Origin of the sequence: Micromonospora sp. NBRC 110038, from assembly GCF_020884815.1 — a bacterium.
In the GTDB taxonomy this organism is placed as follows: domain Bacteria; phylum Actinomycetota; class Actinomycetes; order Mycobacteriales; family Micromonosporaceae; genus Micromonospora; species Micromonospora haikouensis.
On the sequence record NZ_BBOL01000009.1, the window covers coordinates 62,676 to 79,231 of the forward strand.

The 16,556-nt window shown below is 72.2% G+C and carries 15 protein-coding genes; all 15 read left to right on the forward strand.

What is annotated here, in order from left to right:
- The first annotated feature begins 1 nt into the window (after position 1).
- The 15 genes from LPU61_RS25825 to nuoH all read left to right on the forward strand — a co-directional run bounded on the left by LPU61_RS25825 (position 2) and on the right by nuoH (position 16,555).
- Positions 2 to 196, forward strand: coding sequence for a DUF397 domain-containing protein (locus tag LPU61_RS25825; protein ID WP_229406439.1), 195 nt, complete (start codon positions 2 to 4; stop codon positions 194 to 196).
- A gap of 166 nt (positions 197 to 362) precedes the next feature.
- On the forward strand, positions 363 to 1,553 hold the full coding sequence (gene mqnC / locus LPU61_RS25830) for a cyclic dehypoxanthinyl futalosine synthase (protein ID WP_229406440.1): 1,191 nt from the start codon (positions 363 to 365) through the stop codon (positions 1,551 to 1,553).
- Positions 1,554 to 1,649: 96 nt separating this feature from the next.
- Positions 1,650 to 2,825: a hypothetical protein gene (locus tag LPU61_RS25835; RefSeq protein ID WP_229406441.1), complete on the forward strand. Its 1,176-nt coding sequence runs from the start codon at positions 1,650 to 1,652 to the stop codon at positions 2,823 to 2,825.
- A gap of 525 nt (positions 2,826 to 3,350) precedes the next feature.
- A complete protein-coding gene (locus LPU61_RS25840; RefSeq protein ID WP_043961411.1) occupies positions 3,351 to 4,589 on the forward strand; it encodes a hypothetical protein in 1,239 nt (412 codons plus the stop codon).
- A 104-nt stretch (positions 4,590 to 4,693) separates the two neighbouring features.
- Positions 4,694 to 5,407 carry a demethylmenaquinone methyltransferase gene (locus LPU61_RS25845; protein ID WP_077935666.1) on the forward strand — a complete coding sequence of 238 codons (714 nt, stop codon included), beginning with the start codon at positions 4,694 to 4,696 and terminating at the stop codon, positions 5,405 to 5,407.
- Positions 5,408 to 5,472: 65 nt separating this feature from the next.
- Positions 5,473 to 5,724 (forward strand): hypothetical protein, encoded by a 252-nt coding sequence (locus LPU61_RS25850; RefSeq protein WP_043961415.1) that lies wholly within the window; start codon positions 5,473 to 5,475, stop codon positions 5,722 to 5,724.
- Between the two features lie 155 nt (positions 5,725 to 5,879).
- Positions 5,880 to 7,154, forward strand: a complete 1,275-nt coding sequence (locus tag LPU61_RS25855; RefSeq protein WP_043961416.1) for a geranylgeranyl reductase family protein — start codon at positions 5,880 to 5,882, stop codon at positions 7,152 to 7,154.
- A 135-nt stretch (positions 7,155 to 7,289) separates the two neighbouring features.
- Complete coding sequence (locus LPU61_RS25860) at positions 7,290 to 7,655, forward strand: NADH-quinone oxidoreductase subunit A (protein ID WP_043961418.1); 366 nt, start codon at positions 7,290 to 7,292, stop codon at positions 7,653 to 7,655.
- 14 nt (positions 7,656 to 7,669) lie between these two features.
- On the forward strand, positions 7,670 to 8,347 hold the full coding sequence (locus LPU61_RS25865) for an NADH-quinone oxidoreductase subunit B family protein (protein WP_007074124.1): 678 nt from the start codon (positions 7,670 to 7,672) through the stop codon (positions 8,345 to 8,347).
- The gene (locus LPU61_RS25870) at positions 8,344 to 9,081 is read left to right on the forward strand and encodes an NADH-quinone oxidoreductase subunit C (protein WP_229406442.1); all 738 of its coding nucleotides are present in this window, start codon (positions 8,344 to 8,346) and stop codon (positions 9,079 to 9,081) included. The genes LPU61_RS25865 and LPU61_RS25870 overlap by 4 nt, the downstream gene beginning before the upstream one ends.
- Entirely contained in the window at positions 9,078 to 10,403 is a 1,326-nt protein-coding gene (locus tag LPU61_RS25875; RefSeq protein ID WP_043961423.1) for an NADH-quinone oxidoreductase subunit D, read from the forward strand. Before LPU61_RS25870 ends, LPU61_RS25875 begins: the two co-directional genes overlap by 4 nt.
- Positions 10,400 to 11,377: an NADH-quinone oxidoreductase subunit NuoE gene (nuoE, locus tag LPU61_RS25880; RefSeq protein ID WP_043961425.1), complete on the forward strand. Its 978-nt coding sequence runs from the start codon at positions 10,400 to 10,402 to the stop codon at positions 11,375 to 11,377. The genes LPU61_RS25875 and nuoE overlap by 4 nt, the downstream gene beginning before the upstream one ends.
- On the forward strand, positions 11,374 to 12,690 hold the full coding sequence (gene nuoF / locus LPU61_RS25885) for an NADH-quinone oxidoreductase subunit NuoF (RefSeq protein WP_229406443.1): 1,317 nt from the start codon (positions 11,374 to 11,376) through the stop codon (positions 12,688 to 12,690). The genes nuoE and nuoF overlap by 4 nt, the downstream gene beginning before the upstream one ends.
- Positions 12,690 to 15,206, forward strand: coding sequence for an NADH-quinone oxidoreductase subunit G (locus LPU61_RS25890; RefSeq protein ID WP_229406444.1), 2,517 nt, complete (start codon positions 12,690 to 12,692; stop codon positions 15,204 to 15,206). The genes nuoF and LPU61_RS25890 overlap by 1 nt, the downstream gene beginning before the upstream one ends.
- Positions 15,203 to 16,555, forward strand: coding sequence for an NADH-quinone oxidoreductase subunit NuoH (gene nuoH / locus LPU61_RS25895; RefSeq protein WP_043961431.1), 1,353 nt, complete (start codon positions 15,203 to 15,205; stop codon positions 16,553 to 16,555). Before LPU61_RS25890 ends, nuoH begins: the two co-directional genes overlap by 4 nt.
- Position 16,556: the final 1 nt, after the last annotated feature.

The following is a 16,556-nucleotide window of genomic DNA, read 5'->3' on the forward strand; positions in this document are numbered from 1 at the left end:
GATGACCACCCCTGAGCTGTCCGGCGCGACCTGGCGCAAGTCGACCCGCAGCGGCTCCAACGCCGACTGCGTGGAGGTGGCGACGGGCGCGCGGGCGGTGGGCGTACGCGACTCGAAGGACCCGGCCGGGCCGGTGCTGGCCTTCGACCGGCGGGCCTGGACCGCCTTCGTCGCCGGCCTGCCAGGCCGGGCCTGAGAGGGTCCCGCTGGCGGAACCCCTGGACCTTGGACAGTTCCCGTCCGGAGCTGACGGGAACTGTCCAAGATTGGCGTGGGTCTCCGGCAGTGTCCGGGTGCGGGACGCGTCACGACGCCGCGCACCCCTGCGGGCCTGGACGGCCGCCCGGCGTACCCTCGGAGGCGTGACGGTGAGCCGGGAGATCGACGACATCCTGCAACGCGGCGCGGACGGCGGGCGGATCACGCCCGAGGAGGCCCTGCTGCTCTACACCGAGGCGCCCTTCCACGCCCTCGGCGAGGCGGCCGACGCGGTGCGCCGGCGGCGCTACCCCGACAACATCGTCACCTACCTGATCGACCGCAACATCAACTACACGAACGTCTGCGTGACGGCGTGCAAGTTCTGCGCCTTCTACCGTGCGCCCAAGCACAAGGAGGGGTGGACCCACCCGACCGAGGAGATCCTGCGCCGCTGCGGCGAGGCGGTCGAGCTGGGCGCGACCCAGGTCATGCTCCAGGGCGGCCACCACCCCGACTACGGCGTGGAGTACTACGAGGAGCTGTTCTCCTCGGTCAAGCAGGCGTACCCGCAGCTCGCCATCCACTCCATCGGGCCGAGCGAGATCCTGCACATGGCCAAGGTGTCCGGCGTGAGCCTCGACGAGGCGATCGCGCGGATCAAGGCGGCCGGGCTCGACTCGATCGCCGGGGCCGGCGCGGAGATGCTGCCGGACCGACCGCGCAAGGCGATCGCCCCGCTCAAGGAGTCCGGGGCGCGCTGGCTGGAGGTCATGGAGCTGGCCCACCGGCAGGGCCTGGAGTCGACCGCCACGATGATGATGGGCACCGGCGAGACGGCCGCCGAGCGGATCGAGCACCTGCGGATGATCCGCGACGTGCAGGACCGCACGAAGGGCTTCCGGGCGTTCATCCCGTGGACGTACCAGCCGGAGAACAACCACCTCAAGGGCCGCACCCAGGCGACGACGCTGGAATACCTGCGCCTGGTCGCGGTGTCCCGGCTCTTCTTCGAGACCGTGCCGCACCTGCAGGCGTCCTGGCTGACGACCGGCAAGGACGTCGGCCAGCTCGCCCTGCACATGGGCGTGGACGACCTCGGCTCGATCATGCTGGAGGAGAACGTGATCTCCTCGGCGGGCGCGCGGCACCGGTCCAACCTGCACGAGCTGATCGGCATGATCCGCTCGGCGGACCGCATCCCCGCCCAGCGGGACACCCTCTACCGCCGGCTCGCGGTGCACCACACCCCGGCCGACGACCCGACCGACGACCGGGTGGTGTCGCACTTCTCCTCGATCGCGCTGCCGGGAGGCGGGGTCGGGAAGACCCTGCCGCTGGTCGAGGCCCGCTGACCGAACCCCCACCCACCCCGGCACGGGGCGGCGGGACGGAGCGGCGAGCGCTAACGTGCGGTCGCGTACATTCCGCTCTTTCCACGGGGGAAAGTCATGACCTTGCGTTACCGACCGCTGGTGCGGCTCGGGGCCGCCGCCCTGCTCGCCTCCGGCGCGCTCGCCGCCCTCGGCGCCCCGGCCCACGCCGAGGGCGCGGGCACCGACCTCTCGCTCGACGTCGCGGGCACCCGGGTCGCCGCCGGCGTCGAGGGCAAGACCGCCTTCATCAAGATCAGCAATCGGGGTACGAACCCGGTCTCGAAGGCCAGCGTGGAGGTGGACGTCAGCGACCTCGACCCGCTCGACGCCGAGGCGATCCCGCGCGGCGAGGCGTGCGAGGAGATCGGCGAGGACCGCTGGTACTGCGCTCTGCTCGACGACGAGCTGCCGGCCCCCGGCCGGACCGTCGAGGTGCCCCTGCTGGTGTTCAAGAACAACGGCGGCGCCCCCCGCTCGGCCCCGGTGACCTTCACCCTCGCCTCGCCGGACGACACCACCCCGGAGAACAACACCAGGACCGTACGGGTCGAGTTCACCGAGGAGAGCGGCGTCGACCTGGGCGTCCGCGTCCCGGACGTGACCCGGCACATCCGGCCGGACGAGTACGACCCCGACACCGAGGGATTCCCCGCCCTGCAACCGGGCCAGACCACGGTGCTCGTCGGTGAGGTCTTCAACCAGGGCGACCTCGCCGCCGACGGGCTCCGGCTCACCATGTTGCTGCCCGAGGGGGTCACCTTCGCGGCGGAGTTCACCGACTGCACGCACTCCGCCGGCAACCGCAAGGTGACCTGCGAGATCGAGGACCTGCGGCTCGCCGACGGCGGCGACGCCCTGAGTTTCGTGGTGCCGATCACGGTCGATGCCGGTGTGCGGGGGCCGGTCGCCCTCAAGCCCGGCACGGTGACGGCGGAGGCCCTGGGCCAGCTCACGCCGCAGCAGCAGCGGTCGCGGAAGGCGACCGCGCCGGCCCTGCCGTCCGGCCTGACCCTCGTGCCGGCGCACGAGGTCGACGGCAGCGACAACAGCGACGACTTCGCCGTGCTCGTCATTGCCAGGAGCAACGGCGGCGGTGGCGGCGACGGCGGCCTGCCGGTGACCGGCCCGCAGGCCGGCCTGATCGGCGGGGTCGGCGCGGCGGTGCTGGCCGTCGGCGGTGTGCTGCTCGTCCTGGCCCGTCGCCGCCGGGTGGTCCTGGTGGCCCCAACCGACGAGCGGCGCGACGGCTGACCCCAAACCGACGAGCGGCGCGGCGGCTGCGCACGCCCCTGGCCGGCCCTCACGCCGGGTCGCGGCCCCGGATCGCAGCGTGACCGGCCGAAAGTCCCGTGACCGGTCGTCGGGAGGGCATTAGTGGTCGCCGTTCGGGGGACGCACCGGGTTGAGGGCCCGCCCACAAGCGACCAATCCCGACAATCCCCGGAGGTGACCGAACGTACGGTCCGGGCATCGTCGGCGCGGGGGGTGGCGGCGTCGCCCGGGGGCCGATAACGTGCGGCGCGCACCCTCCGACGCAGGTCGGAGCGGGTCGGCCGGGGTGGAACGGCCGGCGGGCCACATCCTCCATCGGCCCATGAGGGCCGTTCATATAACGCACCGCGGTGAGGGCGGGATGGGCGACCATCCCGCCCTCACTGTCGATACGGGTCGTGGTCGAAGCGATGAACATCGCGCGCTGCGGCTGGCGCGAACGATCTACCTCGGATAACGTCCGCTCGATTCCGCAACCTCCCTCTTTCCTGTCTCGGGGGATCAATGACCTCGTTTCACCGCTCGGCGCTGACCCGCGTCGGCGCCGCGGCGCTGCTGGCCGCCGGTGGCCTCGCCGCCGTCGCCGCTCCGGCGCAGGCGGCCGACCAGGCCGACCTGGCGCTCGTCCCGCTCAGCCAGAACCTTGCCCGGGGCGTGCAGGCGGCCAAGGCCAAGCCGTTCAAGTTCACCGTCGACAACACCCGCAGCTCGGCCGTGGCCCGCGACGTCCGGGTCACCGTGGAGACGAAGGGGCTGACCCAGCGGGTCGGCTTCGTCGTCCCGCAGGGCTGCGACGTCGCCGGCACCACGTTCACCTGCCTGCTCGGCGACCTGGCCGGGGGCACCACCGAGGACTTCGGCATCCCGCTGTTCAGCGCGGGCCTCAGGGGCAAGGGCGGCTCGCTGACGGTGACGATCACCTCGGCGACCGCCGACCCGAACGCCGACGACAACTCCGAGACCGTCGACATCACCGTGACCCGCCCCGGTTACGACCTCACCTCGTGGGTGCAGGACGGGTACGCCAACGTCGTGGTCGACGGCGCGCAGAACAGCGAGCCGGACCTCAAGCCGATCCCGCGCGGCGGCACGGCCCCGCTGGACTGGGCGGTCTACAACGACGGCAGCCGCAGGGCGACGGGCATCTTCTACATGCTCACCCTGCCGGCCAAGGTCAGCTTCGCGAAGCTCCCCGACAACTGCGTCGAGCAGGAGATCGGCGGGCTGGCCCAGGCGCTCTGCGAGGACGCGGGCGCGGTGCTGAAGCCGGGCGAGTACTACACCGACGACGTGCAGGTGAAGGTCGCCGACGACGCGGCCGAGCCGGTCCTGCGCCCCGGCGAGCTGTTCGCGTACGGGCTGGACGGGGCGGAGGGCGAGCCCGAGGAGGAGCCGCAGGTCGCCTCCTCGGCGCAGCGTCGTGCCTTCATGGAGACGGACGACGTCGACAACCAGGCCGTGTTCGACGTGTTCGTGGACCTGTCGGCCCAGCCCAGCCCCACCCCCACCCCGAGCGGTGAGCCGAGCGCCACGCCGACCGCCGCGCCCTCCGGGCAGCCGAGCGTCACCCCCTCGCCGAGCAGCAGCGGTGGCGGCGGCGGGCTGCCGGTGACCGGCGTGCAGGCCGGCCTGATCGGTGGCGTCGGCGCGGCCGTGCTGCTGGCCGGCGGCGTGCTGCTGGTGCTGGCCCGCCGTCGCCGGGTGGTGCTGGTCACGCCGGGCGACGAGAAGTCGACCGACTGACCCGGAGCGCGACAGCCGGTCAGCGGCGACACACGACGGTACGGGCGGGGTGGGCGACCACCCCGCCCGTACCGCGTCCGGGCGGCGGCTGGCAGAGTGGAGGGGTGAGCCGTACCCCGCAGGGCCAGCGCGCCAGCCTGGACAAGCAGCCGCACGAGGTCGCCGCGATGTTCGACGGGGTGGCGGCCCGCTACGACCTGACCAACACGGTCCTCTCCTTCGGGCAGGACCGCTCGTGGCGGCGGGCCACCCGGGCGGCCCTGGGGCTCGGCCCCGGCGACCGGGTGCTGGACGTGGGCGCGGGCACCGGCGTCTCCACGGAGGAGCTGTCCCAGTCCGGCGCGTACGCGGTCGGCGCCGACCTCTCCCTCGGCATGCTGCACGCCGGCAAGCGGTCCCGCCCGGCGGTGCCGCTGCTGGCCGGGGACGCGCTGCGGCTGCCCTTCGCCGACGCCAGCTTCGACGCGGTGACCATCTCCTTCGCGCTGCGCAACGTGTCGGACACCGACGCCGCCCTGCGGGAGCTGGCCCGGGTCACCCGGCCCGGCGGCCGGCTGGTGGTCTGCGAGTTCAGCACCCCGGTCAACCCCGCGTTCCGGACGGTCTACCTGTCGTACCTGATGCGGTCGCTGCCGGCGGTGGCCCGCACGGTGTCGAGCAACCCGGAGGCGTACGTCTACCTGGCCGAGTCGATCCGGGCGTGGCCGGACCAGCCGGCCCTGGCCGGGCGGATCGGCGCGACCGGCTGGGAGCGGGTGGCGTGGCGCAACCTCACGGGCGGCGTCGTGGCGCTGCACCGCGCGACCCGCCGCGCCTGACCCGAGTCGCCCACACCTTTCCCAATTGTGGGGAAATAGTCCACTTTGCCGCTTAGGCTCGCGGCATGACCGGAGCAGATCAGGCGGGCGACGCGCCGCCGGACGACGACGCGGCGGAGTTGGTCGCCCAGCTCCGGGACCTGGCCGGTGCCGATCCCGCCGACGTGCGCCGCGTGGTGGCCGAGGTGCTGGCCGCGCTCGACCGGGTGGCCGGCGGCGCGCTGCGCGACCATCTGCCCGAGTCGATCCGGGTCGACGCCGGACTGGACGACGCGGCCGACACCCGGCTGGACGCCCCGGCCCCCGCCCCGCGCTGACGACCGAAGTGGACCCTGCTGACCGGAGAAGTGGACCTTGGTGGCCCTCACCTCGGTAAGTTAGGGCCACCTAACCGGGCGCGCGTGTTACGCCGGTCATAGACTCCACCCGACTGGCTTGTGAAGCATTTCACGAGCATGGGGAGGAGGCGCAGATGACCGCGGTGGAGAACGACGCCGACGTGATCGTCGTGGGCGCCGGTCCCGGTGGCTCGGCGACGGCGTACCACCTGGCGCGGCACGGCGTCCGGGTGCTGCTGCTGGAGAAGACCGAGTTCCCCCGGGAGAAGGTCTGCGGCGACGGGCTGACCCCGCGCGCGGTCCGGCAGCTCATCCGGATGGGCGTGGACACCTCGACCGAGGCGGGCTGGCTGCACAACCGGGGCCTGCGCGTGATCGGCGGCGGCGTCCGACTGGAGCTGGACTGGCCCGACCTGGCCAGCTTCCCCAACTACGGGCTGGTCCGCACCCGGCTCGACTTCGACGACCTGCTCGCCCAGCGCGCCGTCTCGGCCGGGGCGAAGCTGCGCACCAGCGTGAACGTGACCGGCCCGGTGCTCGACGCCGACGACCGGGTGATCGGCGTGGTGGCCGAGGTCGGCCCGGAGAAGGAGCCCGCCACCTTCCGCGCGCCGCTGGTGGTCGCCGCCGACGGCGTCTCCGGCCGCTTCCCGCTCGCCCTCGGGCTGGCCAAGCGCGAGGACCGGCCGATCGGCGTGGCCGTCCGGCGTTACTACCGCTCGCCCGCCAAGCACGACGACGACTACCTGGAGTCGTGGCTGGAGCTGCGGGGCAAGGGCAACGGCGAGCTGCTGCCCGGCTACGGCTGGATCTTCGGCCTCGGCGACGGGCGGGTCAACGCCGGCCTCGGCATCCTCAACTCCTCCACCGCCTTCGGCAAGACCAACTACCGGCGGCTGTTGACCGACTGGCTGGCCAACACCCCCGAGGAGTGGGGGCTGACCGACGAGACGAACGCCGAGGGGCCGATCCTCGGCGCGGCGCTGCCGATGGGCTTCAACCGGGTGCCGCACTACACCCGGGGCGTCCTGCTGGTCGGCGACTCCGGCGGCATGGTCAACCCGTTCAACGGCGAGGGCATCGCGTACGCGATGGAGTCCGGCGAACTGGCCGCCGAGGTCGCGGTGCAGGCCCTCGCCCGGCCGGCCGGCGCCGAGCGGGAGCGGGCGCTCATGGCGTACCCGCAGGAGCTGAAGGCCCGCTTCGGCGGCTACTACCGGCTCGGCGGCATCTTCGTGAAGCTGATCGGCCGCCCGGAGATCATGCGGATCGCCACGAAGCACGGCATGCCGCACCCCGCCCTCATGCGCTTCGTGCTCAAGCTGCTGGCCAACCTGACCGACCCGCGCGGCGGGGACGCGATGGACCGGGTCATCAACGCGATGACGAAGGCGGCACCCGCCGTGTGAGCCGTCGGGCCGAGGTCGACGAGGACACCGGCCAGGCAGAGATCGACCCCCGCCGACAGCCGTCGTGAGGGACGTGAATAGTGTGATTTTGGCCCACCACCGCCGAGGGCAGGGAAGGACGAGCAGGAGACCACGATGACGCTCTCGCCTTACGCACCCATTATCGGGCTGTTCGCCCTCGCCGCGGCGTTCTCGCTGTTCTCCGTGGCCGCCGCCCGCTTCGCCGGCCCGCGCCGGTACAACAAGGCCAAGCTCGAGGCGTACGAGTGCGGCATCGAGCCCAGCCCGCAGCCCGTCGGGGGCGGCCGGTTCCCGATCAAGTTCTACCTGACGGCGATGCTCTTCATCGTCTTCGACATCGAGATCATCTTCCTCTACCCCTGGGCGGTCTCGTTCGACGCCCTGCCGATCTTCGGCTTCGTGGAGATGGTCCTGTTCATCGTCGCGGTCTTCGTCGCGTACGCCTATGTGTGGCGGCGCGGCGGCCTGGACTGGGACTGAGGGAGGTACGTCAGATGGGTATCGAGGAGAAGCTTCCCGCCGGCGTCCTGCTCACCTCCGTGGAGAAGCTGGTCAACTGGTCGCGGAAGTCGTCCGTCTGGGGCGCCACCTTCGGCCTGGCCTGCTGCGCCATCGAGATGATGGCCGCCGGTGGCCCGCACTACGACATGGGCCGCTGGGGCATGGAGGTGTTCCGCGCCTCGCCCCGCCAGGCGGACCTGATGATCGTCGCCGGCCGGGTGAGCCAGAAGATGGCCCCGGTCCTGCGCCAGATCTACGACCAGATGGCCGAGCCCCGCTGGGTGCTCTCGATGGGCGTCTGCGCCAGCAGCGGCGGCATGTTCAACAACTACGCCATCGTGCAGGGCGTCGACCACATCGTCCCGGTCGACATGTACCTCCCGGGCTGCCCGCCCCGGCCGGAGATGCTCATCGACGCGATCCTCAAGCTCCGCGAGAAGATCATGTATGAGCCGCTGGGCCCGAACGGTCGCAAGATGCTCCAGGCCCGCCAGGAGCGCGGCGACGTCCCCGTCGTGCCGTACGGCTCGATGCCCTCGTCGTACCGCAACGACAAGGCCCGCCGCGCCGAGTGGACCCGGGCGGTCCGCGAGGGGCGCGAGGAGCAGTTGCGGATCGAGAACTGGATGAACGCGCAGAACCACCTCCACCCGCACGGGGGCCCCAAGTGACCGCACCGAACGACAGGTACAGCACCGGCGGCGTGCCCGTGCCGGTGACGCCGGCCGGCGCCACCAGCGGCGCACCGGCCGAGCACCCGCCGTCCAGCCCGGCCGGGCGCGGCATGTTCGGCATCCACGGCACCGGCGACGTCTCCGGCTTCGGCGGCCTGGTCCGCCAGCAGCGGCCGATCGAGGACACCCCTCGGCCGTACGGGGGCTACTTCGACGAGGTCCGCGACGCGCTGGAGGAGGCGTACCCGCACTTCGGCGACGCGATCGAGAAGGTCGTGGTCGACCGGGGCGAGCTGACCCTGCACGTACGCCCGGAGCGCATCGCCGAGGTCTGCCAGGTGCTGCGCGACGACCTCGCGCTCCGCTTCGAGCTGTGCTCCTCGGTGTCCGGGGTGGACTACCTGGGCGCGGACGAGCGCCGGCTGCACGTGGTCTACCAGCTCACCTCGATGACCTACCGCCGCCGGCTGCGGCTGGAGGCCGCGGTCTCCGTCGAGGCCCCGCACCTGCCGAGCGTCACCGCCGTCTACCCGACCGCCGACTGGCAGGAGCGGGAGACGTACGACATGTTCGGCATCGTCTTCGACGGCCACCCCAACCTGACCCGGATCCTCATGCCGGACGACTGGGAGGGGCACCCGCAGCGCAAGGACTACCCGCTCGGCGGCGTGCCCGTCGAGTACAAGGGCGCGGAGATCCCGCCGCCGGACCGACGGAGGTCGTACCAGTGACGACGTCGAACTACGCCACCGAGCGCGAGACGACCGAGGGCAAGGTCTTCACCGTCACCGGTGGGGACTGGGACCAGGTGGTCTCCGGCACGGACCCGATCAACGACGAGCGGATCGTCGTCAACATGGGTCCGCAGCACCCGTCGACCCACGGCGTGCTCCGGCTGATCCTGGAGCTGGAGGGCGAGACCGTCCGGGAGGCCCGGTCGGTCGTCGGCTACCTGCACACGGGCATCGAGAAGAACCTCGAATACCGCAACTGGGTGCAGGGTTCGACGTTCGTGACCCGGATGGACTACCTCTCCCCGATCTTCAACGAGACGGCGTACAGCCTCGCGGTGGAGAAGCTGCTCGGCATCACCGACGACATCACCGAGCGGGCCACCACGATCCGGGTCCTGATGATGGAGCTCAACCGGATCTCGTCGCACCTGGTCTGGCTGGCCACCACCGGCATGGAGCTGGGCGCGATCTCGATCATGCTGTACGGCTTCCGCGAGCGGGAGTACATCCTCGACATCTTCGAGACCATCACCGGCCTGCGGATGAACCACGCGTACGTCCGGCCGGGCGGCGTGGCGCAGGACGTCCCGGACGACGCGATCCGCAAGATCCGCGACTTCCTGAAGATGATGCCGAAGAAGCTCAAGGAGTACGAGGACCTCCTCTCCGGCCAGCCGATCTGGACCGAGCGCACCAAGCACGTGGCGGTGCTCGACGTGACCGCCTGCCTGGCGCTGGGCGTCACCGGCCCCGTGCTGCGCTCCGCCGGCCTCGCCTGGGACCTGCGCAAGACGATGCCGTACTGCGGCTACGAGTCCTACGAGTTCGACGTGCCCACCCACCCGGACGGCGACGTCTGGGGCCGCTACCTGGTGCGGCTGGCCGAGATCCGGGAGTCGCTGAAGCTCGTCGAGCAGGCGCTGGACCGGCTCAAGCCGGGCCCGGTGATGGTGGCCGACAAGAAGATCGCCTGGCCGGCGCAGCTCGCCATCGGCGTGGACGGCATGGGCAACTCGCTGGAGCACGTCGCCAAGATCATGGGCCAGTCGATGGAGTCCCTGATCCACCACTTCAAGCTCGTCACCGAGGGCTTCCGGGTCCCGCCGGGCCAGGTGTACGTCGGCATCGAGTCGCCCCGGGGCGAGCTGGGCGTGCACGCGGTCTCCGACGGCGGCACCCGGCCCTACCGGGTGCACTACCGGGAGCCGAGCTTCGTCAACCTCCAGGCCCTCCCGGCGATGGCCGAGGGCGGCCTGATCGCCGACGTGATCGCCGGCGGCGCCTCGCTGGACCCCGTGATGGGTGGTTGTGACCGATGACGACGACTTTCACTGAGCAGACGCGGGAGCGGGCGCGCGAGATCATCGCCCGCTATCCGGCCGACCGGTCCCGGTCGGCGCTGCTGCCGCTGCTGCACCTGGTGCAGTCGGAGGAGGGGTACGTCTCCCCGGCCGGCGTCGAGTTCTGCGCCGAGGTGCTCGGCCTGAACAAGGCCCAGGTCGGCGCGGTCGCCACCTTCTACACGATGTACAAGCGCCGGCCGACCGGTGACTACCTGGTCAGCGTCTGCACCAACACGATGTGCAACGTGCTGGGCGGGCAGGAGGTCTACGACACCCTCGCCGAGCACCTGGGCGTCGGGCACGACGAGACCACCGCCGACGGCAAGGTCACCCTGGAGCACGCCGAGTGCCTCGCGGCCTGCGACTACGGCCCCGTCATGACGGTCAACTACGACTTCTTCGACGGCGTCGACCCGCAGACCGCGGTCGGGGTGGTCGAGGAGCTGCGGGCCGGCGGCCGGCCGATGCCGACCCGGGGCGCGCGGCTCTGCACGCTGAAGGAGATGTCGGTGCAGCTCGCCGGCTTCGCCGACGAGCGCGAGGGCGCGGTCGCCGACGGCGGCCCAGGCGAGCCCACCCTGCGGGGCCTGCGGCTGGCCGAGCAGCACGGCATCTCGGTGCCGGGCTACGACCCGAACACCCCGATCCGGAGCAAGGCCGAGGCCGACCGGGCCGCCGCCGAGGCCAAGGCGAAGGCCGAGGCCGAGAAGGCCGCCGCCGAGGCGAAGGCCCAGGCCGCGAAGCCGGCTCCGGCAGCCGAGCCCGAGCCCGCGCCGGCCGCGCCCGGGGTGGCGGTGCCGGTCGACGGGGCGCCCCCGGTCCCGCGCGACGCCCAGCAGGCCCAGGCCGCGGGCGCCGCCGCGAACCCGCCGGCCGGCGACCGCAAGCCCGCCGGCGACGACGCCGAAGCCCAGGAGCGCTCCCTCAAGGAAGCGGAGGCCCAGCAGTGACGACTCCCCGGCCGGAGACCCTGGCCAAGCTCACCCCCGTGCTCACCAAGCGTTGGCTGTCGCCGGACGCCTGGCGGATCGGCACCTACGAGAAGCTCGACGGCTACGCCGCCCTGCGCAAGGCGCTCAAGGCGCACCCGGACGACCTGATCCAGCTCATCAAGGACTCCGGGCTGCGCGGTCGCGGCGGCGCGGGCTTCCCGACCGGCCTGAAGTGGGGCTTCATCCCGCAGGGCGACGGCAAGCCGCACTACCTGGTGGTCAACGCCGACGAGGGCGAGCCGGGCACCTGCAAGGACCTGCCGCTGATGACCCACGACCCGCACTCGCTGGTCGAGGGCGTGATCATCGGGTCGTACGCGATCCGGGCCAGCCGGGCGTACATCTACATCCGGGGCGAGGCGGTGCACGCCGCGCGCCGGCTGCGCAGCGCCGTCCAGGAGGCGTACGCCAAGGGCTACCTCGGGCGCAACATCCTCGGCTCCGGGTTCGACCTGGACCTGGTGGTGCACTCGGGCGCGGGGGCGTACATCTGCGGTGAGGAGACCGCGCTGCTGGACTCGCTGGAGGGCTTCCGGGGCCAGCCCCGGCTGCGCCCGCCGTTCCCGGCGACCCACGGCCTGTACGCCAGCCCCACCGTGGTCAACAACGTCGGCACCATCGCCAGCGTGCCGTACATCGTGCTCGGCGGGGCCGACTGGTGGAAGACCATGGGCACGGAGAAGTCGTCCGGGCCGATGATCTACTCGCTCTCCGGCCGGGTCGCCAACCCCGGCCAGTACGAGTGCACGATGGGCGTCACGCTGCGCGAGCTGCTGGAGCTGGCCGGCGGGATGCAGCCGGGCCACAACCTGCGGTTCTGGACCCCGGGCGGCTCGTCCACCCCGCTGCTCACCGCCGAGCACCTGGACGTGCCGCTGGACTTCGAGGGGGTGGCGGCGGCCGGCTCGATCCTGGGCACCACGGCCACCCAGATCTTCTCCGACCAGGACTGCCCGGTCTACGCGACCTACCGGTGGCTGGAGTTCTACCACCACGAGTCGTGCGGCAAGTGCACCCCGTGCCGCGAGGGCAACTACTGGATGGTCCGGGTCTACCGGCGGATCCTCGCCGGCCAGGGCACCCACGAGGACCTGGACACCCTGCTCGACACCTGCGACAACATCCTCGGCCGCTCGTTCTGCGGCCTGGGTGACGGTGCGACCAGCTCGGTGACCTCGTCGCTGAAGTACTTCAAGCAGGACTACCTCGACTACATCGAGGGACGTACCGCGCCGAAGCTGTCGGACAAGCAGCTGGTGGGAGCGCACTGATGACCGACGTAGCCAAGCAGACCGAGACCGTCACCCTCACGATCGACGGCGTCGAGGTCACCGCACCCAAGGGCGCGCTGCTGATCCGGGTCGCCGAGCAGCTGGGCACCGAGATCCCGCGCTTCTGCGACCACCCGCTGCTGGCCCCGGCCGGCGCGTGCCGGCAGTGCCTGGTCGAGGTGGAGGGCCAGCGCAAGCCGGTGGCCTCCTGCACCCAGACCGTCGCCGAGGGCATGGTGGTGCGCACCCAGCTCACCTCGCCGGTCGCCAAGAAGGCGCAGGAGGGGGTCATGGAGCTGCTGCTCATGAACCACCCCCTCGACTGCCCGATGTGTGACAAGGGCGGCGAGTGCCCGCTGCAGAACCAGGCGATGTCCACCGGCCGCACGGACTCCCGGTTCCACGAGCACAAGCGGGAGTACCCCAAGCCGCTGCCGATCAGCACCCAGGTGCTGCTCGACCGCGAGCGCTGCGTGCTCTGCCAGCGTTGCACCCGGTTCTCCGAGGAGATCGCGGGCGACAAGTTCATCGACCTGATGGGCCGGTCGTCCGCCGAGGAGATCAACATCTACCGGGACGAGGAGTACGGCGCGGAGGCCGGCGAGGACAGCGGCGACGTCCCGTTCAACTCCTACTTCTCCGGCAACACCGTGCAGATCTGCCCGGTGGGCGCGCTGACCGGCGCGCAGTACCGGTTCCGTGCCCGCCCGTTCGACCTGGTCTCCAGCCCCAGCGTCTGCGAGCACTGCTCGGCCGGCTGCGCCCAGCGCACCGACTGGCGGCGCGGCAAGGTGCTGCGCCGGCTGGCCGGCGACGACCCGCAGGTCAACGAGGAGTGGAACTGCGACAAGGGCCGCTGGGGCTTCCAGTACACCCGCGCGTTCGACCGGATCACCAACCCGCTCGTGCGCGACGCCGAGACCGGTGAGCTGCGCGAGGCGTCGTGGAGCGAGGCGCTGACCGTCGCCGCCGAGGGGCTGGCCGCGGCCCGGGACTCCGCCCGGGGCACGGCGGTGCTGACCGGCGGCCGGCTCACCGTCGAGGACGCCTACGCGTACGCGAAGTTCGCCCGGGTCGCCCTGCGCACCAACGACATCGACTTCCGGGCCCGGCCGGTCTCCCGCGAGGAGTCCGACTTCCTGGCCAGCTCCGTCGCCGGGCGCACCGACGTCACCTACGCGGACGTGGAGAACGCCCCCGCCGTGGTGCTCGTCGGCCTGGAGCCGGAGGAGGAGTGCCCGATCCTCTTCCTGCGGCTGCGCAAGGCGTACCTGAAGAAGAAGCTGACGGTGTACGCGATCGCGCCGTTCGCCACCCGCGGCCTGGAGAAGCTCGGGGCCAAGCTGGCCCGGGTGGTGCCGGGCGAGGAGGCGAGCGTGCTCGCCGAGCACGCCACGGTGGCCGAGGCGCTGAGCACCCCCGGCGCGATCCTGATCGTCGGCGAGCGGCTGGGCGAGGTGCCCGGCGGCCTGTCGGCGGCGGCGGACGTGGCCCGGCGTACGGGCGCGAAGCTGGCCTGGGTGCCGCGGCGCGCGGGCGACCGGGGCGCGGTCGACGCGGGCTGCCTGCCGAACCTGCTCCCCGGCGGCCGTCCGGTCACCGAGCCGGCCGCGCGGGCCGAGCTGGGCGAGGCGTGGGACATCCCGGCCGGCGTGATCCCGAGCCAGGCCGGCCGGGACACCGACGCCATCCTCGCGGCGGCGGCGGGCGGTCAGCTCGGCGCGCTGGTGGTCGCCGGCGTCGACCCGGCCGACCTGGCCGACCCCCGGCTGGCCGAGCAGGCCCTGGACGCGGTGCCGTTCCTGGTCAGCCTGGAGCTGCGGATGAGCGCGGTGGCCCGCCGGGCCGACGTGGTCCTCCCGGTCGCCCCGGTGGTCGAGAAGGCCGGCAGCTTCCTGGACTGGGAGGGCCGCCTGCGGCCCTTCGAGGCGGTCCTGCACACCGCCGCGATGACCGACGGCCGGGTGCTCGACGCCCTCGCCGCGCTGCTCGACGTGCAGCTCGGCACCGGCGACGTGCTCAGCGTCCGCCGCGAGCTGGGCAGCCTGCCGCCGACCCGGGCCGACCGGCCGTCCACGCCGTCGGTGCAGCCGGCCACGGTGCCGCAGCCCGGCGCCGGGGAGGCCGTGCTGGCCACCTGGCACCAGCTCGTCGACCTGGGCAGCCTGACCGACGGCGACGAGCACCTCGGCGGCACCGCCCGCCCGCCGGTGGCCCGGCTGGGCAAGGGCACCGCGGAGGCCCTCGGCGTGGCCGACGGCGACCCGGTGACGGTGGGCACCGACCGGGGAGCCATCACCCTGCCGGCGGCGATCACCGAGATGCCCGACGGCGTCGTCTGGCTGCCGACCAACTCACCCGGCTCCACCGTCCGGCGCGGCCTCGGCGCGACGTCCGGCACGGTGGTGCGGATCTCCGCCGCCACGGCGACCGGACCGGCCCCGGCCGGCGAGGTCGCCGCCGATGCGGCCGGCCGCCCGGGTCCCCTCCTCAACACCGGGGGTGTTTCCCAGTGAACGCGGTCTACCTCGCGCAGGACCCGACGCTGGCCGACTTCGGCAAGGACCCGTGGTGGCTGGTCCTGATCAAGGTCCTGTTCGCCTTCGTCTTCGGCCTGCTGGCCACGCTGCTCGGCGTCTGGTTCGAGCGGCGGGTCGTCGGCTACATGCAGGTGCGGCCCGGCCCCAACCAGGTCGGCCCGTTCGGCCTGCTGCAGACCCTCGCCGACGGCCTGAAGATGGCCTTCAAGGAGGACATCCTCCCGAAGGCCGCCGACAAGGTCGTCTACTTCTTCGCGCCGGTCATCTCGGTGGTCTGCGCGGTCACCGCGCTGTCGGTGGTGCCGTTCGGCCCGATGGTGAGCATCTTCGGCCACCGGACGCCGCTGCAGGTCACCGACGTGCCGGTGGCGGTGCTGGTGCTGCTGGCCTGCTCGTCGCTGGCCGTCTACGGCATCGTGCTCGGCGGCTGGGCGTCCGGGTCGACGTACCCGCTGCTCGGCGGCCTGCGCTCCAGCGCCCAGATGATCTCGTACGAGGTCGCGATGGGGCTGAGCATCGTGGCGGTGTTCATGACCGCCGGGACGATGTCGACCAGCGGGATCGTCGCCGCCCAGGGCGACGCCACCCGGCTGACCATCGCCGGCACCGAGATCCCCGCCCCGGGCTGGTACGCGATCCTGCTGCTGCCGAGCTTCATCATCTTCTTCATCGCCACCGTCGGTGAGACCAACCGGGCGCCGTTCGACCTCCCCGAGGCCGAGTCGGAGCTGGTCGCCGGCTTCATGACGGAATACAGCTCGCTGAAGTTCGCGCTCTTCATGCTCAGCGAGTACGTGGCGATGGTGACCATGTCCGCGGTCACCACGACGCTGTTCCTCGGCGGCTGGCGGGCCCCCTGGCCGATCACGCTGTGGGCGGACGCCAACACCGGCTGGTGGCCGATGCTCTGGTTCTTCGGCAAGGTGCTGGCGCTGGTCTTCGTCTTCGTCTGGCTGCGGGGCACCCTGCCCCGGCTCCGCTACGACCAGTTCATGCGGTTCGGCTGGAAGGTGCTGCTGCCGATCAACCTGGTCTGGATCCTGGTCCTGGCCGGCCTGCGCTCGATCGAGGGCTGGCAGACCCGGGACCGGCTGCTCGCCACGGGCCTCGGCGCGGGTGTGCTGCTGCTGGTGACGCTGCTGTGGCCGAGCCGCAAGAAGGAGCCGCGGCCGACGCTGCAGGAGCAGGTCAACAGCCGCCCGCACGGCAGCTTCCCGCTGCCACCGATGGACCTGCAAGTGCCACCGAGCCCGCGCACCAAGCGCGTGGTCGCCGAGCGGGAGCCGGCCAACATCGCCGCCGGCTCGGACTCCAGGGAGGTGTGAC